At 71.0% G+C, this 19,041-nt stretch carries 20 protein-coding genes and 1 pseudogene; 14 read left to right on the top strand and 7 right to left on the bottom strand.

Annotated features, from left to right (window positions below):
• Window positions 1–34 precede the first annotated feature (34 nt).
• Window positions 35–1,090: an LCP family protein gene (locus K4G64_RS30765; protein ID WP_308122537.1), complete on the top strand. Its 1,056-nt coding sequence runs from the start codon at window positions 35–37 to the stop codon at window positions 1,088–1,090.
• A 12-nt stretch (window positions 1,091–1,102) separates the two neighbouring features.
• Here the strand turns inward: K4G64_RS30765 and K4G64_RS30760 are convergent, their stop codons facing one another.
• Together K4G64_RS30760 and K4G64_RS30755 are read right to left on the bottom strand one after the other, a co-directional pair.
• The gene (locus K4G64_RS30760) at window positions 1,103–1,807 is read right to left on the bottom strand and encodes a hypothetical protein (protein ID WP_221759213.1); all 705 of its coding nucleotides are present in this window, start codon (window positions 1,805–1,807) and stop codon (window positions 1,103–1,105) included.
• A 61-nt stretch (window positions 1,808–1,868) separates the two neighbouring features.
• Window positions 1,869–3,782, bottom strand: a complete 1,914-nt coding sequence (locus K4G64_RS30755; protein ID WP_260461196.1) for a hypothetical protein — start codon at window positions 3,780–3,782, stop codon at window positions 1,869–1,871.
• Between the two features lie 348 nt (window positions 3,783–4,130).
• On the opposite strand from K4G64_RS30755, the gene K4G64_RS30750 reads away from it, so the two are divergent.
• The 11 genes from K4G64_RS30750 (at window position 4,131) to K4G64_RS30700 (ending at window position 12,252) form a co-directional block, all read left to right on the top strand.
• Window positions 4,131–4,652, top strand: a complete 522-nt coding sequence (locus K4G64_RS30750; protein ID WP_221759211.1) for a hypothetical protein — start codon at window positions 4,131–4,133, stop codon at window positions 4,650–4,652.
• A gap of 444 nt (window positions 4,653–5,096) precedes the next feature.
• The gene (locus K4G64_RS30745) at window positions 5,097–5,819 is read left to right on the top strand and encodes a hypothetical protein (RefSeq protein ID WP_221759210.1); all 723 of its coding nucleotides are present in this window, start codon (window positions 5,097–5,099) and stop codon (window positions 5,817–5,819) included.
• A 17-nt stretch (window positions 5,820–5,836) separates the two neighbouring features.
• The gene (locus K4G64_RS30740; RefSeq protein WP_221759209.1) at window positions 5,837–6,727 is read left to right on the top strand and encodes a hypothetical protein; all 891 of its coding nucleotides are present in this window, start codon (window positions 5,837–5,839) and stop codon (window positions 6,725–6,727) included.
• Window positions 6,724–8,031, top strand: a complete 1,308-nt coding sequence (locus tag K4G64_RS30735) for a CpaF family protein (protein ID WP_221759208.1) — start codon at window positions 6,724–6,726, stop codon at window positions 8,029–8,031. The genes K4G64_RS30740 and K4G64_RS30735 overlap by 4 nt, the downstream gene beginning before the upstream one ends.
• Window positions 8,032–8,077: 46 nt before the next feature.
• The gene (locus K4G64_RS30730) at window positions 8,078–9,028 is read left to right on the top strand and encodes a type II secretion system F family protein (RefSeq protein ID WP_221759214.1); all 951 of its coding nucleotides are present in this window, start codon (window positions 8,078–8,080) and stop codon (window positions 9,026–9,028) included.
• Window positions 9,028–9,951, top strand: a complete 924-nt coding sequence (locus tag K4G64_RS30725) for a type II secretion system F family protein (RefSeq protein WP_221759207.1) — start codon at window positions 9,028–9,030, stop codon at window positions 9,949–9,951. The genes K4G64_RS30730 and K4G64_RS30725 overlap by 1 nt, the downstream gene beginning before the upstream one ends.
• 100 nt (window positions 9,952–10,051) lie before the next feature.
• Window positions 10,052–10,303: a hypothetical protein gene (locus K4G64_RS30720; protein WP_010041603.1), complete on the top strand. Its 252-nt coding sequence runs from the start codon at window positions 10,052–10,054 to the stop codon at window positions 10,301–10,303.
• A gap of 55 nt (window positions 10,304–10,358) precedes the next feature.
• Entirely contained in the window at window positions 10,359–10,820 is a 462-nt protein-coding gene (locus tag K4G64_RS30715) for a TadE family protein (protein WP_221759206.1), read from the top strand.
• Window positions 10,821–11,249, top strand: coding sequence for a TadE/TadG family type IV pilus assembly protein (locus K4G64_RS30710; protein ID WP_221759205.1), 429 nt, complete (start codon window positions 10,821–10,823; stop codon window positions 11,247–11,249).
• A complete protein-coding gene (locus tag K4G64_RS30705; protein WP_221759204.1) occupies window positions 11,246–11,716 on the top strand; it encodes a pilus assembly protein TadG-related protein in 471 nt (156 codons plus the stop codon). The genes K4G64_RS30710 and K4G64_RS30705 overlap by 4 nt, the downstream gene beginning before the upstream one ends.
• Before the next feature lie 305 nt (window positions 11,717–12,021).
• Window positions 12,022–12,252, top strand: a complete 231-nt coding sequence (locus K4G64_RS30700; RefSeq protein ID WP_031107186.1) for a hypothetical protein — start codon at window positions 12,022–12,024, stop codon at window positions 12,250–12,252.
• On the opposite strand, the gene K4G64_RS30695 is transcribed toward K4G64_RS30700, so the two are convergent.
• From K4G64_RS30695 to K4G64_RS30680, 5 genes and pseudogenes are all read right to left on the bottom strand, one after another.
• Entirely contained in the window at window positions 12,230–12,574 is a 345-nt protein-coding gene (locus K4G64_RS30695) for a hypothetical protein (protein ID WP_221759203.1), read from the bottom strand. The genes K4G64_RS30700 and K4G64_RS30695 overlap by 23 nt on opposite strands.
• 139 nt (window positions 12,575–12,713) lie before the next feature.
• Entirely contained in the window at window positions 12,714–12,923 is a 210-nt protein-coding gene (locus tag K4G64_RS41565) for a hypothetical protein (RefSeq protein WP_374206460.1), read from the bottom strand.
• A 26-nt stretch (window positions 12,924–12,949) separates the two neighbouring features.
• Window positions 12,950–13,087: pseudogene (locus K4G64_RS41560) on the bottom strand (RHS repeat-associated core domain-containing protein); the annotation flags it as partial.
• A 151-nt stretch (window positions 13,088–13,238) separates the two neighbouring features.
• Window positions 13,239–14,300, bottom strand: a complete 1,062-nt coding sequence (locus K4G64_RS30685) for a hypothetical protein (RefSeq protein ID WP_221759201.1) — start codon at window positions 14,298–14,300, stop codon at window positions 13,239–13,241.
• The gene (locus tag K4G64_RS30680) at window positions 14,288–14,935 is read right to left on the bottom strand and encodes a hypothetical protein (RefSeq protein ID WP_221759200.1); all 648 of its coding nucleotides are present in this window, start codon (window positions 14,933–14,935) and stop codon (window positions 14,288–14,290) included. The genes K4G64_RS30685 and K4G64_RS30680 overlap by 13 nt, the downstream gene beginning before the upstream one ends.
• A 412-nt stretch (window positions 14,936–15,347) precedes the next feature.
• Between K4G64_RS30680 and K4G64_RS30675 the strand changes: the two genes are divergently transcribed.
• Window positions 15,348–18,242, top strand: a complete 2,895-nt coding sequence (locus K4G64_RS30675; RefSeq protein ID WP_221759199.1) for a BTAD domain-containing putative transcriptional regulator — start codon at window positions 15,348–15,350, stop codon at window positions 18,240–18,242.
• Complete coding sequence (locus tag K4G64_RS30670; protein ID WP_221759198.1) at window positions 18,239–18,967, top strand: A24 family peptidase; 729 nt, start codon at window positions 18,239–18,241, stop codon at window positions 18,965–18,967. The genes K4G64_RS30675 and K4G64_RS30670 overlap by 4 nt, the downstream gene beginning before the upstream one ends.
• The last annotated feature ends 74 nt before the right edge of the window (window positions 18,968–19,041 follow it).

Here is a 19,041-nt window from a genome sequence, read left to right as displayed (position 1 = left end):
GTATAAGAGGCGGGCTGCCGCGACGGCCTCGGGCGTGGGAGCCGCCCCCGGCCGCTACGACGGCGGCGGCTCCCACGCCCGAGGCGGTCGCGGCAGCCGCACTCCGCGGCGCCGGGCGGGCAGGGGCCGGCGGTACCTGCGGACGGCGGCCGTCCTGTCGTCCCTGCTGCTGCTCGGCGGCGCCGGCACGTACGTCTGGGCCGACACCCGGCTCAACCAGGAGGTCGACCTCGGTGCGCTCGGCGCGCGGGTGCCGGCCGGAGAGGGCACCACCTATCTGGTCGTCGGCTCCGACAGCCGCGAGGGGCTGTCGGAGCAGGACCGGAAGGACCTCAACACCGGCTCGGCCGAGGGCCGCCGCACCGACTCGGTGATCCTTCTGCACACCGGCGCGAACGGCGCCACGATGCTCAGCCTGCCGCGCGACTCCTGGGTGACCCTCCCGCCCTACGTCGACCCCGGCACCGGCCGCAGCCACCGGGCCGCGCCGGACAAGCTCAACGCCGCGTTCTCGCTGGGCGGTCCGGACCTGCTGGTGCGGACCGTGGAACGCAACACCGGCGTGCGCGTCGACCACTACGCGGAGATCGGCTTCGCCGGTTTCGTGGGGGTGGTCGACGCCGTCGGCGGGGTGGACCTGTGCCTCGACAAGGCCGTCCGGGACGAGGACTCCGGCGCCGACCTGCCCGCCGGATGCCAGACCCTCGACGGCGCCGAGGCGCTGGCCTTCGTACGGCAGCGGAAGCAGGAGGCCCAGGGGGACCTGGGCCGCACCCGCAACCAGCAGAGATTCCTCGCCGCCCTCGCCCGCAAGGCCGCCACCCCGGCCACCCTCGCCGACCCGTCGAAGTCGTTCCCGACCCTGGACGCGGGCCTCGACACCCTCATCGTCGACGAGGGCACCGAACTTCCGGACCTCATGGGGCTGTTCGAGGCCCTGCGGAAGGCCACGGGCGGTGAAGGGCGGCGGATCGACGTGCCCGTGGCCGACCCGGACCTGCGCACCTCCAAGGGCAGCGCGGTGAAGTGGGACGACCGTCGGGCCCGCGCCCTGTTCGACGCCCTGCGCGAGGACAGGCTGCCCGGCTGACCGGCGGGCCGCTCACTGCGCGAGCTTGGAGTTCTGCGCCTTCACCACGTTCGCGGGCATCTTGGCGTCGCTGGGCCGTGTGCTGTCGGCGATGGCGAAGCCGTTCACCGAGAAGTAGACGGCGAGCACGTCGCCCTCGCGGACGGCTTCGGTGCGCAGGGTGTGGGTGACCCCCCGGAACGTCATCGCCGAGTGGAAGGCGACGGCACCGCTCGTCGTGCCCTTCTCGGCGGTGACCGACTCGTAGGCCGTGGAGTTCTTGCCCGCCTTCGCGGTGAACCCGCCGCCGCACTCCGGTACGGCCTTCGCGAGCCCGGCCAGCAACGACTCGGCCTCGGCCGCCGGCTCGTACGAGGCGAGAGTGATGTACGTGCTCTCCTTGCCGTAGCCCGCCCCGGCGGTGCGTACGAGGTCGGCCTGCGGCTCACCGAGCGGGAGTTGGTTCATCGCAAGGGCGAGCGGGGCGCAGCCGGGCTTGTCGACCTTGAGCTCATCGGGGGACTTGGCGAAGGCGTACTGGGCTTCCGGCTCGGACACGTTGTATCCGGGCAGGTCGTCCTGCGTCACGATGGCCTTCGCCAGCCTCTGGGCCGGAGTGATCTGCTTGGTCTTCGGCGTCGTCGGCGAGGCGGAGGGCTTGTCCTCACCGCCCGAGCAGGCGGTCAGTGCGGAGGTCAGGGCCAGGACGGAGACGACGGCCAGGGCGGCGCGCTTCAATGGGGGGCTCCTAGGTGGCTGATCGAGCGATGATCATGGCATGGCGGGCTGGGGAGGCTCCTCAGTGGACACCTGCTGCCCCCCTCACCCTGTCGACGAGCCGGCCGACGCCGTCGGGTACGGCGGTCAGAGGGCTGTCGGTGATGTCGTAATAGGGGAGGCGGGTGTTGCCGAGGGCGGGGCCGGGCAGCTTGAGCAACCGGCCCGGGATGCCGCCCGGTTCGGCGACGGCCACGTCGTGGCAGGGCGCGCAGACGGGGAGCAGGCGGCGGCGGTTGCCGTCGGCCGTGACGCGTACGTGGTGGCGGTGTTCGGCGGGGCCGTGCAGCGGGTTGACGCCGCAGCACAACTTCGACGGCCGTCCGGTGAGGGCAGCCCGGCCCGCTCGGGCGAGCACGATGACGGCGACCAGGGTCGTGGGATCCACCCCTGGTCGCCGGGCGCGGCCGGGGTCGCCGTCGACCAGGAGCAGGGCGGTGTCGAGACGCTCCCGGTCGCGAGCGTGGTCCTCCGGGTCGAACTCGGCGCTGAGTGCGATGAGTTCGTTGTACGCGGTGCGCCGGAGGTACGACGTCGACGGAGCGGTCGGGGCCGTGATCGGCATGCGGTCGAACGACTCGGGTACGGGTGAGCGCCGGCGAGCACACCCTCCCGGCCCTGTACTCCACCGACTTCTGGCCCGGTCTGATCGTGGGCGCCTTCGCGGCTCTCCTGCTGACGGGCCTCGCGGCCGGTCGGTGCGCGGGGTCTCGTCGAGGAAGGTCATCAGCCTGTCGAGACGCTCGCCAAGGAGGTGGTCGTCGGCCTCGTCCGCCCTGCCGTCGCCCAGGGTGAGGGAATCCGGCAGGTCGAAGGACAGATGGCTCGAGTCCAGGCGCAGGCCGTGGTTGAGGACGTCGATCGTGCCGTCGTCCGGATCGGCGACGACGTACACACCGTCCTCGCCCACCTTGGCGTGCACCGCCGCGGCGAACAGGTCCGCGTCGCCGGCTGCTTCGCTCTCCGGGGTCTGCGGCACGAGGGAGACGTAGACGGGGCCGCCGCCGTCGGAGCGCCGGAAGTCCCGGATCCGCTCGTGCAGCCGGTCCAGTTGCCGGGCGTCGAGGACGCGCGGGCTCTCCGGATCGGCGTAGACGGGGTCCTGTTTCAGCCCCGCCGCGACCCGTTCCACGCGGGCGGACATCTCGGCGGGGGTGGGGGGCCGCGCCGCGCTCGACCTGGTCTCGTCGAAGACGACGGGAGCGGTGAGGGCGATCGCGGCGGCGGACAGGAGCGCCACGCCCGGGACGATCAGGCGCAGAGCGGGCTTTCCGGTGCGCCCGCGCCTCGCGTACGCCGCGAGCAGCAGGATCGACAGCGGTACGCCGGTGAGCAGGATCCCCGTGAGGAACGACTGGTTCTGGCGGTCGGACGGGCCGATGTACATCTCGGCGGGTTCGTCGTCCCCGTATCTCTCGCGTGCGGCCTCGGCGCGGGCGGCGGCCTTCTTCTCGCCCTGTGCGATGACCTCGACGAAGCGCTCGAAACTCGCCAGAGCGCCTGCGTCGTAGGCAAGTTCGTACACCGTGACGGTGACTGCGGCCTCAGCGGGGGCGCGCACGCCGTAGGCAGTGGCCCGCGCGACGGCCGTCCCTTCGATCAGGACGTACAGTCCGTCGCGCCCGAGCCGGTCGTGCACGGCGCCGAGCAGCTGGTCCCCCTCGGTGCTGCTCATCATGGGCAGGACCAGGACGTAGGTCGGGACGCCGGTCTTCTTCGCGAGCCTCGCGAAGTCGGGGGCGGTGGATGGGGGTAGTTCGCGCGGGAGTTGGTCGGTGACGTGGACCGGGCTCTCGCGCAGGCGGTCGGCGAGGTAGGCGGCCTGGGCGTCGGGAGCCGGGTCCGCGCCACGGGCCGGGGCGGTGGTCGTGGCCCGGGTGTCGGGAGTCGTGTCCGTCGCGTGGGCGGGGGTGGCGGTCGCGAAGACGACGGGCAACGCGCAGAGTGCGAGGAGGAGTCGGAGTGCGCGGGCGCGGACGTTGCTCCGGCCCGGTATCCGTCCTGCCCAGGCGTGGTTCGTCCTGACTGCTCTCACCGGTGAGCCCCCCGCGGTCCGATCGCTGTCCGCGCGGAACTCTACTCGGGCTTCGCGAGTGCTACAGGTCGCACCGGTCGCGGTGTGGCCGCTTCGCCGGCCGGGCCCATCAGGATGCCGTGGTCTCGTGGAGGGAGAGGACTGGTACCGGTAGTCACTGCTCTGCTCTGCTCAGCCCGGTGTCCCGAGCCGCGCGGCCGGAGACCCACCCGCTGGGCCCCGGCGGACCCGTAGTGCTAGAGATCCCCCATGCGCATCCTGGACCTCGAGATCGCCCGCCACGACTGGCAGGCGATGACCTGCGGTTGCGACCGAAGCGCGGACCATGTCCCCGAGGACTTCCTCGCCGCGTTGGACGGCCCGCTCCCGGCCCGGGTCGGGGAAGGCTGGGCGGACAACCACGTCTACATCCAGTCCAACCTCATGGAGCCGGCGTACGCGACCGCGATGATGCTCGTCGCCGCTCTTGCCGACCGGCAGGTGCCGCTCGCCTGGCGATCGCACATCCTGGCCGTGCTGAGCCACCTCACGGGCGGTGAGCAGGAGGACATCGCGGCGAGGTGCAAGGAGGCGGTGCACGGGTGCACGGAGATCCTCTTCGAGGAGATCGCCACCGGCCGCTGCGCGATGGCCGCGGCCCACGCCTTCGAGGTGCTGACGGAATTCGCCGACCTGAAGGACAGGTTGCGCACCTACCAGGCGGAGGCCCGGGCGCATCTTCCGGCGGATCTCCGGCCGGGACGCCTGGACCTCGATGCCCTCCAGGAGTGACACCGGCGGGCGTCGACGTCACCCCCGCGAGGTCATCCGCGCGCGATGCCCACCCCCGCTTCGTGAGTGAATCGTGCAGGCATGATGGCCGACAGGTGACGAACCGGCCGCTCGGCAGGCGCCGTTGGGACCGATGGCGATTCGCTGGCGCACAGGTGGTGCTGTCATCCGGGGCTGCTCCCGGACGGGTTGACCGCGCCTGACGTTGCAGATGGATAACAGGCCGTGCCCTGCGGTCCGTGGGGCCGGACGCGCCTTGAGGGGCTTATGTGCGGCTGATACGGTGCGATGGCTTGACACTCACCCCCAGTGCTGGCTATTCGCCCAGGTCGGGCGGGTACGTCCGGCCCGTCCCGCACTTCTCCGTGCGGGTCGACGCGGGTGAAGTGTCCGAATTTGAAGGCACATGACAGACATCTTCTTGGGTGTACGGGGAGCGGTTGCGTGAAGATCCAAGAGCGTACGGGGGCGGGCGCCGGTCGTTCCGCCGCTCCGGCTCAGCCGTCGGTCGGCGACCGGCTTCCCACCCCGCCTCGCGAGCGCAAACCGGCACTGGCCGCGCTCGCGGTGCTGCTGATCCTGGTGGGCGCGCTCGGTGTGACGATGCTCGTGCTGCAGGTCGGCAACCGGGTCGAGGTCGTCAAGGTGACGAAGGAGATCCAGGCCGGGGAGTCCGTCGGCACCAACGTGACCTCGGTGATGGTCGCCGCCGACGACAGCATCAACTACGTCAAGTGGGACCAGCTGGCCACGCTGAAGACCCTCAAGGCCAAGTCCACGATCTACTCCGACACGGTCGTGATGGGCCAGATGTTCGCCAAGAAGGCCAGCCTGCCGGCGGGCAAGGCCTCCGTGGGCCTCGCCCTCAAGGAGGGCACGTACCCCGCGGACCTCAAGGCCGGTGACCTCGTCTCCGCCTACCGTGTCAGCTCCACCGGCTCCGGCTCGAACAGCTCCGACAGCAACAGCGGTTCGGGCGGCACCTCCTCCTCCGGCGGCGCCCTCGTCGACAACGCGCGAGTGAACACCGTCGCGGCGGACGACGACGCCACGGTGAGCACGGGCAACCTCTCGATCACCGTCCTCGTCGACCAGGCCGACGCGGCAGCGCTCGCCTCGGCGGCGGCGGCGAACCAGGTCGCCATCGTGCACGTCCCCGGCAACTAGAAGGCGGCACTCGACCCATGGCGCTCATCGCTCTCGCCGCCGACAAGGGTTCCCCCGGCGTCACCACCGCGGCCGTCGCGCTCTCGGCGGTCTGGCCGCGGCGCGTCCTGCTCGCCGAGGCGGACCCGGCGGGCGGTGACCTCGTCTACCGCAGTGCCGCCGCGCACGGCGGACCGCTCAACCCCAACACCGGCATGCTGTCCATCGCCGCCACCGCGCGCCGCGGCCTCGTGCCCGACCAGCTCTGGGACCACGTACAGCCGCTGAGCGGCGGGCTGGAGGTCCTCGTCGGGCTCGGTATCGCCGAACAGGCCGCCGGACTCGCCGGGTTGTGGCCCACCCTCGGACACGCCTTCAACTCCCTCGCCGACTCCCCGCACGCCGCCGCCGACGTCATCGCCGACTGCGGGCGCATCAGCGGCGACACCCCGGCCGTGGAGATGTTCCCGCACGCCGCGCTCGTGCTGCTCGTCTCGCGCACCGAGCCCGAGGCCATCGCCCGCGTCCGTGACCGTGCCGCCGCCCTCGCCGGCAAGCTGCACGGCGGACCGCGAGGCGCCGCGAGCCTCGGCACCCCGATGATCGGTGTCGTCCTGATCGCCGACACCGGCACGGCCGGCAAGCTCGCCTCGCAGGTCAACGACATGCTGGTGCACGCCCAGACCGGAGCCCGCGTGGTCGGCACCATCGCCGACGACCCGACCGGCGCCGACCAGCTGGCCGGCCGCAAGCGCGGCCGCCTCGACAAGTCGCTGCTGATCCGCTCGGCCCGCAAGGTCGCCGCCGACATCTACCAGCAGTACGGCGCCGCCTGGGCCGCCTCCGCGCAGGCCGACCAGGCGCCCCAGGCCCACCACGCCCCGCACGCCCCGGGCCGGACGCAGGGCCACGCGGGGGCCGGCGCATGACCGCTGTCGACCACCAGTTGGTCAAGCGGTTCCGCCAGGACGCCGGCGACCGCATCGCCGAGCAGCGCCGGCAGGACCAGGTCGCGGGCGTCACCCCGATGTCCACGGAGGACGAACGGCAGTACGCCCGGGCCGTCATAGCCCAGATCCTGGAGGAGCACGCCCGCTCCGAGATCAACGCGGGCCGTACGCCGCTGGACGCGGAGACCGAGGAGCAGTACGCGGCCGCCGTGCACGCCGCGCTGTTCGGCGTCGGCCGACTCCAGCCGCTGCTGGACAACCCCGAGGTCGAGAACATCGACATCAACGGCTGCGACCAGGTGTTCATCGGGTACGCCGACGGCCGTGAGGTGCAGGGCGACCCCGTCGCCGAGACCGACGAGGAGCTCATCGAGCTCATCCAGGTGCTCGGCGCGTACTCCGGTCTGTCCTCCCGGCCTTTCGACTCGGCCAACCCGCAGCTCGACCTGCGCCTGCCCGACGGCTCGCGTCTGTCGGCCGTCATGGACGTCACCCGGCGCCCCGCTCTGTCCATCCGCCGCGCGCGCATGGGCAAGGTGTTCATCTCCGACCTCGTCGGCAACGGCACCCTGTCGCCCGAGGTCGCCCACTTCATGGCCTGCGCGGTCCGCGCCCGCAAGAACATCATGATCGCCGGCGCCACCAACGCCGGAAAGACCACGCTCCTGCGCGCCCTCGCCAACGAGATCCCGCCGCACGAGCGCCTCATCACCGTCGAACGGGCCCTGGAGCTCGGCCTCGACACCTTCCCCGACCTGCACCCCAACGTCGTCGCCTTCGAGGAGCGCCTTCCCAACTCCGAGGGCCAGGGCACCATTTCGATGGCGGAACTGGTGCGACGCTCGCTGCGTATGAACCCCTCCCGGGTCATCGTCGGTGAGGTCCTCGGCGACGAGATCGTCACCATGCTCAACGCGATGTCGCAGGGCAACGACGGCTCTCTGTCCACGATCCACGCCAACAGCTCGCACGAGGTCTTCAACCGTATTTCCACCTATGCGTTGCAGGCCACGGAACGGCTGCCCATCGAGGCCAGCCAGATGCTGATCGCGGGCGCGGTCAACTTCGTCGTCTTCATCCAGCGGCGCAACAACTTCGGCAACGGCGGCCGCCTCCAGCGCATGGTCACCTCCGTCCGCGAGGTCAACGGCGTCGACGGACGCGTGCTGTCCAGCGAGGTGTTCGCGGAGGCCCCCGACGGCCGGATCGTGCCGCACGCCCCCATAGCCTGCCTGGAGGAACTGATGGCACACGGCTACCGGCCGTCCGGGACCTGGGGGTGAGCCGGGGATGACCACGAATCTCGCGGCACTCGGCTCGCTCGGTTCCATGGGCGGCTTGTTCTCCACCACCGTCCTGTACTCGATAGGAAGCGGTGTCGCCGTCGGCGGCGGCCTCGCCCTCCTCCTCATCGCCGTCCGCGGGCTGCCCGCCAAGCCCGACCACGAGAAGCAGAAGGCCGCCGAGCGGGCGAGCGAACTGATCCGCTTCGCCGGGCAGCGCGGCTCGCTCGCCGCCATCGTCGGCCTGGTGGTCCTCGTCCTCACCCGCTGGGCGGTCGCGGGCATCGCGGCCGGTGTCCTCGTCTTCTTCTGGGACCGCCTGTTCGGCGGCGCCGGTGAGGAACGGGCCGCCATGCGCCGCGTGGAGGCCCTGGCCTCCTGGACGGAGTCCCTGCGCGACACCATCGCCGGCGCCGTGGGCCTGGAGCAGGCCATCCCGGCCTCCGCCCGCGCCGCGGCACCCGTCCTGCGACCCCACCTCGACGCCCTCGTCGACCGGCTGCGCGCCCGCACCCCGCTGCCCGAGGCGCTCCAGCAACTCGCCGACGAGATCGACGACGCCTCCGCCGACATCATCGTCGCGGCCCTCATCCTCAACGCCCGCCTGCGCGGCCCGGGTCTGCGCCAAGTCCTCGGCGCCCTGGCCAAGTCGGCCCGCGAGGAGGTCGACATGCGCCAGCGGGTCATGGCCCAGCGCGCGTCGACCCGCAGGTCCGTGAAGATCGTCGTCGCGGTCTCCGTCGCCTTCGTCCTCGGCCTGTCGATCTTCAACCGCGACTTCGTCGAGCCGTACGGTACGGCCGTCGGCCAGCTCGTCCTGGCCTGTGTCTGCGGCCTGTTCGCCCTCGGCTTCTGGTGGCTGCGCAAGCTGTCCACCATCGAGACGCCGGAGCGCTTCCTGGTCCGTGACGAGGCCTCCGTCCAGTTCGTCCGTCCCAGGACGCCGTCGCACGCGCAGTCCCAGCAGCGGATGCCGCAGGAAGAAGGGGCACGCTGATGGATCTCACGATGCCGCTCGTCGTCGGCGCCGTCCTCGGCCTGGGCATCTACGCCCTCGTGCGAGCCCTCATGCCCGGCAAGCGCAGCGCGATCTCACAGGTCGCGCGGATCGACGCGATGCGAGCCCGCGGCTCGGCCTATGAGTCGGCCCGCGTGGAGCGGGAGAAGGGACGCCTGGGCGCACTGCGGGCCGAAGTCGGCCTGCGCGTCTCGGAGTTCTACCTCCAGCAGGGCTGGGAGCAGCGCTCGCTGCGCGCGGACCTGGCGGTGCTGGACCGCAGCTGGGAGAAGTTCCTGGCGACGAAGGTGCTGCTCGGCGTGGCCGGCCTGTTCTTCGGCCCGTTCCTGTTCGCCATCGTCTACACGCTGGGCTTCGGCCGCAGCCCGATCATCCCGGTCTGGCTGGCCCTGCTCTTCGCGGTCGTCTTCTTCTTCCTGCCCGACCTCGAAGTGCGCCGCGACGCCGCCGAGAAGCGGCGCGACCTGCGGCGTGTGATCGGCGCCTACCTCGACCTGGTGTCGATGAGCCTCGCCGGCGGACGCGGTCTGCCCGAGGCCCTGATGGCGGCGGCCGAGATCTCCGACGGCTGGGCCAACCAGCGCATCCGCAACGCCCTGTCCGACGCCCGCATCACCGGCGTCAGCCAGTGGCAGGCACTCGGCGCGCTCGGCGAGGAGATCGGCGTCGAGGAACTCAAGGACCTCTCCGCCTCCCTGGCCCTCGTCGCGGACGACGGTGCCAAGGTCCGCGAGTCCCTCGCCTCCCGCGCCGAGACCATGCGGCACCGCGAACTCGCCGAGATCGAGGGCAGCGCGGGCGAGAAGTCCCAGTCGATGCTCGTCGCACAGCTGCTGTTGTGCGCCGGGTTCCTGGTGTTCCTGATCTTTCCGGCGGCGATGCGGGTGTTCCAGGTGCAGTGAGCCGTGCGTGAGCCTTGCGGCGAACTCGCGATGAGCTCGCAGTGAGCGACCTTCACAACTCCAGAACTTCCGTGAACCGATTTCGAAAGGACAAGACGTCATGAACGGACGCAACTTCCACACCGGCATCCCCGCCGTGGACTTCCTCGTCACCTTCCTCCAGGCCCGCACCGAGCGGGCCCGCTCCGGCGAGCTGGACCGCGGTGCCTCCGCGGTCGAGTGGGTCATCATCTCCGCGGTCGTCGTGGCGATCGTCGGTGTCGTGGCCGCCATCATCAACGCCGCGCTCAGCGAGGGCGCCAACAAGGTCGGCGACTGCATCAAGGGCGCCGACGCAGGCAAGACCTGCTGATCGCCTCAGGGCCATCAGGACCATCAGGAGCATCAGAGCAACGGGGTTCACGGGGATGCCGGCAGACGTCAGCAGACGGATACGCCGCTGGGTGCGGGCCGCACGGGAACGGGCGGCCACCCGCGGCGACTCAGGCATGACCGCGATCGAGTTCGTGCTGCTCACCCCGGTCCTCTTCTTCATGATCTTCGCGACCGTGCAGTTCGCCCTGTACTTCTTCGCGGACCACGTCGCCCAGGCGGCGGCCCAGGCCGGAGCCCGCAAGGCCCGTGCCACGGCCGACGAGCAGCCGGGGGCGTGGCGGGGCGAGGCGCGGGACGTCGTCGACAGCTACATCCGCCAGCTCGGCCCCCAGCTGGTCCTGTCCCCGGACGTGACGATGGTGCAGCCGGAGCAGAACACGGTGGGCGTTGAGATCGCGGCCAGGGTCCCGACGGTGTTCCCCGGGCTGGATCTGACGGTGCACGCGCAGTCGGTGGGGCCGGTGGAGCGGTTCGTACAGGAAGAGGGCAACTGAATGTCCGTCCCTTCCCTCGCCCAGGGCCGCCGGTCCGCGGACGACAGTGGCCTGTCCACCGTCGAGGTCGTGATCCTCGCGCCGGTGATGATCCTCTTCATCCTGGTCCTGGTGGCCTTCGGCCAGCTCGTGGACGGCCGCGGAGCACTCGACGGAGCGGCCCGGGACGCGGCCCGCGCGGGTTCGATCCAGAAGGACCACGCGACGGCCATGGCCGAGGCCAGGAAGGCCGCCGAGGCGAACCTGGCGGACGTCTGCTCGGGCCCCGTGACCGTCACGCAGACCAGCCAGGGCTTCGAACCGGACACCATCTTCACGGTCGAGGTGAGCTGCCAGGTGCGGGGGCTCGCCATGCTCGGCCTGGACGTCCCGACGACCCTGTCGGCGAGCTTCAGCTCCCCGCTCGACCCGTTCCGGAGGTCGGCGTGAGACGCCTTCGTTCCTTCGGGCCGGCCTGGTGGGCCGCCCGTGCCGCCCGTCTGGACGACCGCGGCTCCGGCGCCGGCGCGGTTATCATCTTCACGCTCGTCTTCCTCTCCCTCTCCGCGTTCGTCATCGACGGCGGCCTGTCCATCTCCAAGCGGGAACGCGCCGCGGACATCGCCGAACAGGCGGCCCGTTACGCGGCCCAGGACATCGACCGCGACGCCCTCTACGAGAACGAGGGCGGCCCGGCGCCGATCAACTTCGAGAACTGCAACGCCCGCGTGAAGGCCTTCGCCCGCGAGATGGACATGACGGGCGCGGACATCGGCGCGACCCACTGCGTGGCGGCGAACGCCGAGCAGGTACAGGTCGAGGTCCAGCTCACGTACTCCCCGGTCTTCACGGGCATGTTCTACGGCGGTGACGTGGTGGTCCACGGCGAAGCGGTGGCGGAGAACGAGGTCGGCTGAGCCGGTCCGGAACCTTCGGCGAATCTGCACACCGTTCACCGTGAGGTCGGGACGGGGTGGGGCAGGACCCGAGTCCGGCTCATTTCTTCTGTTGCGGAACGCATTTCCACGCCGCGAAGTGGCAGAAGGTGTGAAGACCGCGGGTTTTCGCGTGACCGAATGGTCACACCGATGAATTCACGCCCAGAAATCCACGCACATCTCCATCCACGGACTGGGCACTGACTGGCCGCCCCTTCTTCCGACGTGCTTTGATCGGTCACGCTCGAGCACTTCGAATTGTTGAACGAAGGGAACCGCCCCCCATGGCCTTCACCCCGCAGATCCAGACCGCCCAGATGTCCGACGCCGAGCTGGACTCCATCGCCGGCGGCCAGGCGGGCGGTGCTGCCGCGGGTGCCGGTGCCGCAGCCGGTCTCTACGTCGAGACCACGGCCGCCGGCCTCACCGCCGGCGTCGGCGGCGGCCTGGGCCTCGCCGTCTCGCCGCAGGGCATCGCGGCGGACCTGCACCTCAACGCGGCCGTCGCCTCCTGACGAACGCGCAGGAAAGGCCCCGGATCTCCGGATCCGGGGCCTTTCCTGCGCGTTCGTCATCCAGCTTCTTGAACTCGCGCACGACGGCATCGGACATACTCGCCAGCGCGTCGAGCTGCTGCGTGATGTCCTCGCGCCCGTCTTCCCAGTTGGACTCGAAATCACCGAGCGCGTCATTGACACTGCCGTCGGCGATGTCGTCCTTGTACGACTCGAAGAGCTTCTTGGTGTGATTCAGCCGCGTCTTGATGGACCGCAGCCGACGCCCGTAGCTCTCCAACTCGGTCAGCGGGAGCGCGAGGTCGCTCTTGCCCTTGCCCATTCGGCAGTCTCCCTGGAGTTCAACGCCGGCATCTCGTCTGAACCGTACCCCGGCCCGGAGTTTCTCCCGGCGGGTATGTCATCGGGCTCTCGCGTGACGTCAGATCTCCTTCGGGAGCGAGGCGAGGAAACCATCGGCTTCATCTTTCACGTAACGGGACAGGTCGGTCAAGACTGGCTACGGTCGACGGGCTGAGGCATCGACGGGGTTCCTTTCGTGGTCCCGGCTGTCGAGGAAGGCGATTCCGCCGTTCACGGGGGCAGGGTTCAGGCGGGTTCTGCAGCTCCTCTGTGTCGTAGGGGTTGTGATTCGGTTGGGAGTTGATCGACCCGACCGGGTCCTTCTCGATGTTCTCGAGCTTTGCGATCGCCTTCTGGGTGTCGCCCCGTAGCCCCAGGGGGCCGGCGAGAGGTACCGGGCACTCTCGGGGTCGTAATAGCGGAAGTAGTTGTAGTGGAGGTCCGGCTCCGGGTCGTAGTGCCGGCCCGGAAACCGCAGGGGTGTGTACGCGGAACCGCGCTGTTCTGGTCCGACGGCTTCTCGGCGGTTGTCGTCCTCAGAGCGCGGCGAGACACAGGCCCGTCTCTCCGTTGTCCGATCGTCGTCAGGTGTGGCATGGCGGTTGCGCACGCGGTTGTTGGCCCGCCGTCCGGCACGCGCCCCGTCAGCGGTTGATCGACTGGATCTCCTGGACGTTCATGTCCTGGGTCGTTTCGAAGGTGCCGTCGGGCAGTTTGCCGCCGGTGCCGTCGGAGCCTTCCCAGGTGATCTGCCAGGTGACGCTGGCGGAGAGCTGGTAGGGGGTGCCGTCGGTGGCGCGGAGGTAGCGGATGCCGCACGGCGGGGTCTTGTCGGCGGCGCCCTTGGTGTAGGGGGTGCCGATGGAGCCGTCGTCGTTGATCTCGCAGTCGCCGGAGGCGGGGAACACCTCGGCGTCCTCGGTGCCCGGGTCGAGGTGGAGGGCGACCGGCTTGGCGGTGGTCTCCGCCCACAGGCCCGTACCCGGGAGCTCCGCGCGGACCTTGACGTCCTTGAAGGTGCCCTTGTCCAGCCAGACCCAGGTCGGGAGGTTCACCGTCGACTTGGCGGCGGGCTTCAGCTCCACCTCGGTCTCGGGGACCTTGACCTTGTCGTAGGCGTAGTCGGCGAGGGTCTCGGGGGTGGGGGCGTTGGGCACCTTGGGGATCTCGCCGGCGTCCTGCCAGAACATGAGCCGGCTGCACAGTGACGTGTCATCGATCCCGGTCACGTCGGGTGCCACCCCGCGCCAGAAGTACCCCTTCTTGCCGAGGTTGTAGTTCTTGTAGCCCTTCACGGTCGCCGGCTTCGTGAAGATGGTGGTGGCGTCCTTCTCGTCCCTGAAGTGGTCCGTCCAGAGCTCCGAGCCGTACCAGCCGTCGCGCAGACCGGCGTCGCCGCTGCCGTTGTTCTCCGAGAAGTTCTTCAGCTGCTCGGGGGTGAAGACGGGCTCGTACCAGCACGGCGGCGGCTTCCAGTTGACGTCCGTCGACGCGACGGTGCCTTGCTTTCCGCCGGTGGGGCCGCTCGTCTGGGTGACCTTGATGCGGGACTGTGAGGCGGAAGCGGAGATCTCGTTGTCCTTGGCCCCGCCGCCGTAGCTGCCCTCGCCGCCGAGGGCCATGGCAGGCGCGGGTACGAGGAGGGCGACGCTCAGCGAGACGACGAAGACCGGGAGGGAGACGCGTGGAGACCTCACTTCGCGCATCCGCCCCTCTCCGAACGGGCGGACACTGCTTGCCACACCCCCTGGGCGTTCTTGCCCATGGAAATCACGTAGAGGACCTCGGGGTCCGTGCCTGCCGGGTTCCCCTTGACCTCGCCGGTCTTGCGGTTCCTCGTGGACGCCTTGCTCTCGTCGGTGCAGTACGAGAGGGACGCTGCTGCCTTGTCCTTGGAGAGGACGACCTTGGGGTCGAACACGGGCAGCTTGCCGATGACGGTGAGGTTCTTGTCCGTGTAGGTCCTGATCCACTGCTGGCTCTGCAGGAAACCGTTCTTCGTGTCGTAGAAGGCGCGGTTCTTGCTCTCGGGATCGTTCTCGATGATCGCCTCGTACCCGGCCCGCAGCTGTTCCTTGCCGTCGTTCAGCACCGCCTGCTCCACCGGATCACTGCTCGTCCAGTTCTCGAAGGTGAGTTGGAAGCTGCTGGGGAGCTTGATGACCGGGCGCTTGACGTCGGGTGCCGCGGACGACTTCGACGCCGTCGGGCTGGGGGAGCTGTCGCCCGCGCCCTTGATGTCGTCCGATGACGCATCGTCGCCGCCTCCACAGGCGGTCAGAAGCAGCGCCGCCGCCGTGGCGAACGCTGCGGCAGTCGTGGTCAGTGCGCGGCGGGCCACAGTTGATCTCCCCCGTTGTTTCGGTGTACGCGACAGGGAACGAAGCTATCAGGGGCGGGGAGTGGCGCTCTGCGGGCCAGCAGTGGATTGCGTGGGGATCGTGAGAAGCCTGCGTGACACTTGCGAAGACCGCGTCTCCGCGTGCCCGATCGAGCGGCGAACACCCGTGACTTCGGGGGCAAATCGGACGCCCGTGGGGATCCTTCGATCCGCCCTTCAGTGACCCCGATAAGAGTCCATAAGATCTCTGTAGGCTCAGCACACCCCTCACTCCACACTCGACCCCAGGACTCCCGCCATGCCGCGACGCCGCACCTCAAGCTCGTCAAGCTCGACGGGAAGTACGTCGGGAAGTACGACGGGAACGACGGCGGGGGCCACGGCCGCCCCGCGGAACCGGACGCCGCAGCCCGTGCGGATCCGGCGGCGGTCGTTCGGGGACTTCGTGAAGGCGTTCTTCGCCTTCGTCGCCCTGGCCGTGCTGCTCGTCGGCGTGCCGGGCGCGCTGGCCACGCAGATCGGGTGGCCGCTGCCGGACGGGGTGCCCAGTTTCGACTGGCTGCAGCAAGAGATCACCGTCCACACGTTCCTGAACATCCTCACCGTCATCGTGTGGCTGGCGTGGGCGCAGTTCACGGCGTGCGTGCTCGTGGAGATGAAGGCCGCGCTATCGGGGATCGGCGTGCCGGGCCGGGTGCCGGGCGCGGGGCCGAGCCAGTTGCTGGCGCGCCAGCTCGTCGCCGCGCTGCTGCTCGTCGGCGCGACCGCCGCCAGCTTCACGCCCGGGCTGTCGCAGCTCGGGAACGGCTACGACGCCAACCAGAAGCCGACCGTCGCGGCCGCCCAAGCCACCCCGGGCATCTTCGCCCAGCAGCAGGAGCAGGCCTCCGGCGCCGCCGCGGCCCTCGCCGAGCAGGCCTCGCACGCCGCCGCGCACGCCGACGCCGGCGGCAGCACCGCCAAGCAGGGCGACACGAAGTACTACCGGATCCAGCCGCCCGAGGGCCGTCACCACGACTCCCTCTGGGAGATAGCCCAACGGCACCTCGGTGACGGGCGCCGCTACAAGGAGATCTTCGAGCTCAACAAGGACCGCGTGCAGCCGGACGGGTCCAAGCTCTCCGAAGCCAGCCTCATCCGGCCCGGCTGGATCATGGAGATGCCGGGCGACGCCCGCGGCGGCGACCTCGTGGAGATGCCCGACGAGGCACCCAACGTGTCGCCGGACGTGCAGCAGCAGATCAGCGACTACGCCCAGACCGGCGACCACGCCCAGGGCGGAGGCGGCTCCGGCGCCCAGGGCGGCGGGCACGGGCACGCCGGTGGCGGCGCCACCCAGGTGTCCGTCCCCGAACAGCAGCGGCCCGCCCACGACACCGGCCACCAGCAGGCCACCGCCGTCGGCGCCGAGTCGGACAGCTCCTTCGGCCTCCCCGAAGCCCTCCTCACCGCCCCCCTCCTCGCCGCCGGTCTCCTCGGCGCCCTGGGCCGGCGGCGCCGGCAGGCGCTGTGGCAGTCGGCGTTCGGGGCCGTCGGCGGCCGGCGCGGCATGGAACCGCCCACGCCGAACGGTGACGCGCAGGACGTCCAGGACGCGCTGCTCGTCGGCGCCGACCCCGAGGGCGTCCGGCTGCTCGACCGCAGCCTGCGCGGTCTCGCCGCCTCCCTCGCCGAGGAGTCGCGCGCGCTGCCGGTCGTCTACGCGGCCTGGCTGAGCAACGGCGACCTGCACCTCCAGCTCGCCCAGCCCGCCGGGAAGCCCCCGACGCCCTGGCAGCAGGGGCAGGACCAGACGTTCTGGATGCTGTCCCGGACCGACGCCGAGCGCTACGAGGACGTCGACACCGCCGCGCCCTATCCGGGTCTCGTCAGCCTCGGCACGATGGACGACTCGCGGCTGCTGCTCAACCTGGAGGCCGTGCCCGGCATCGTGTCGCTGAGCGGCCGGGAGGCCGACCGGGCCGCCGTCTTCGCCTCCGTCGCCGCCGAGTTGGCGACCAACGGCTGGTCCGACCGCATGACCATCACGCTCGTCGGGTTCGGCGAGGACCTCACACCGCTCGCCCCGAACCGGATCCGGCACCTGGAGGACATCGAGGCGCTCGTCGAGACCATGGAGGCCGAGACGCGGCAGCGGCGCGGAGCGCTCGGCGCCGCCGGGCACGACTCCGTCCTCACCGGGCGCACCGGGCCCGCCCAGCACACCCGCTGGGCCCCGCACCTCGTCCTGCTCGCCGCCCAGCCGTCCGCCGAGGACGCCGTCACCCTCGCCGAACTGGCCGCCGACGCGAGCCGCCTCGGCATCGGCTACCTCGTCGGCACCGAGACCGGCGATCTGCCCGGCGCCGCCTGGGAGATGGAGATCACCGGCGAGGGCAAGCTGCTCGCGCCGCTCCTCGGGCTCGAACTCGACGCGCAGTTGCTGCCGGCCGCCCAGCAGCGCGCCGTGGTCGAGCTGTTCGTCGAGGCCGACCCGGAGCGCGAGACCGACGGGCCCGCGACCACGCCGCCGTTCCTCGTCGACATCAGCGAGCAGGGGCGTCCGGCCGTGTACGCGCGGCTGGTCGGACCGTACGAGATCATCGGCCTGGACACCCCGGACGGGGAGCGCAGCGCGCTGCTGCACGAGGCGCTCGCCCTGCTGCTCCTGCACCGCGAGGGCGTCCACCCGCGGGTGCTGTCCTCCGCGCTGTGGCCGCGCGGCGTCACCGACGACGTGCGCAGCGCGCTGCTGGACCGGCTGCGGATCTGGCTCGGCACCGACCCCGACGGCACACCCCGCCTCGGCAGGGACGCGAGCGGGCGGCTCACCCTCGCCAAGACCGTCGTCTCCGACCTGGACGTGCTGCGCTCCCTCTACCACGAGGCCACGCAGGGCAAGGGCGTGAGCAGCCGTGCCGTGCGCGGGCGGCTGCTCACCGACGCGCTGGTACTGGTGCGCGGGCCGCTGCTCGCCGACCGGCCCGAGGGGCGCTACCGCTGGCTCACTCACGAGATCGTCGACGCCCAGCTGCCGCTCCTCGTCGCGGACACGGGCCTCGCGCTGTGCGAGTTCCACATGGAGAAGAACCGCGCGGAGAAGGCCATCGAGGCGCTGCAGGCGGCGCTGCGTACCGCTCCGGCCGACGAGCGCCTGTGGCACGAGCTGCTGCGCGCGACCCACTCCACCGGCGACTCGCAGCGGCTGACCGGACTCGCCACCGACCTGATCGGCCGCAGCGGGGCCCGTGGGCTGCCGCCGCGCACCGAGGCGCTGCTCGACGAGCTGCTGCCGACGTGGCGTGACGCGATCGCCGCGACGGGATGAGCATCTGGGTGCTGGTCGTCGCCGCCGCGCTGTGGGGCGCGGCGGCGGGAGCGCTGCTGCCGCGCGCGGCGTACCGGTTCTCGGCGCCCTCGGGTGAGGCGTGGCGGGCGGAGTGCCCCGGCGGGCATGTCCTCAGGGGCTGGCTGGGCCGGGCGGCCTGCCCGGAGTGCGCGGAGCGCGGATACGGGCCCCGTACGACCCCTCTGGTGATCGCCACCGCCCTGGTCTGCGCCGTCCTCGCCGCCGCGACCGGCACCCGCCCGGAGCTCGGCGTCTGGCTGCTGCTCGCCCCGGTCGGGGTGCTGCTCACGGTCGTCGACTTCCGTGTCCGGCGGCTGCCCGACCCGCTCACCCTCCCGTTCGCCGGTGCCGCCCTGGCCCTGCTGGGCCTCACCGCGCTCGTCCCCGAACACGCGGGCGTCTGGACGACCGCCCTGCTCGGCTCCCTCGCGCTGGGCGGCGGCTACTTCGTCCTGTTCCTCATCAACCCCGCGGGCATGGGCTTCGGCGACGTCAAACTCGCCCTCGGCGCCGGCGCGGCCCTCGGCTGGTACGGCTGGCCGACGGTCATGCTCGGCACCTTCGCCGGCTTCCTCCTGGGCGCCCTGTACGGCGCGGCCCTGGTCGTCACCCGCCGAGCCACCCGCAAGACGGCGATCCCCTTCGGCCCGTTCCTGATCACGGGGGCGTATCTGGGGCTTCTGGTCGGTTCCTACACGGCCTGACCCGGGGCCCGGCATGCTTGTGATCATGACAAACATGCCTCCGTACCCCGCCGCCCCGTCCCCGTTCCCCACGG

The organism is Streptomyces sp. WAC04114, assembly GCF_019733245.1.
Lineage (GTDB): Bacteria > Actinomycetota > Actinomycetes > Streptomycetales > Streptomycetaceae > Streptomyces > Streptomyces massasporeus_A.
The sequence above is the reverse complement of the archived record's forward strand: the minus strand, read 5'-3'. Positions and strand labels throughout refer to the sequence as shown.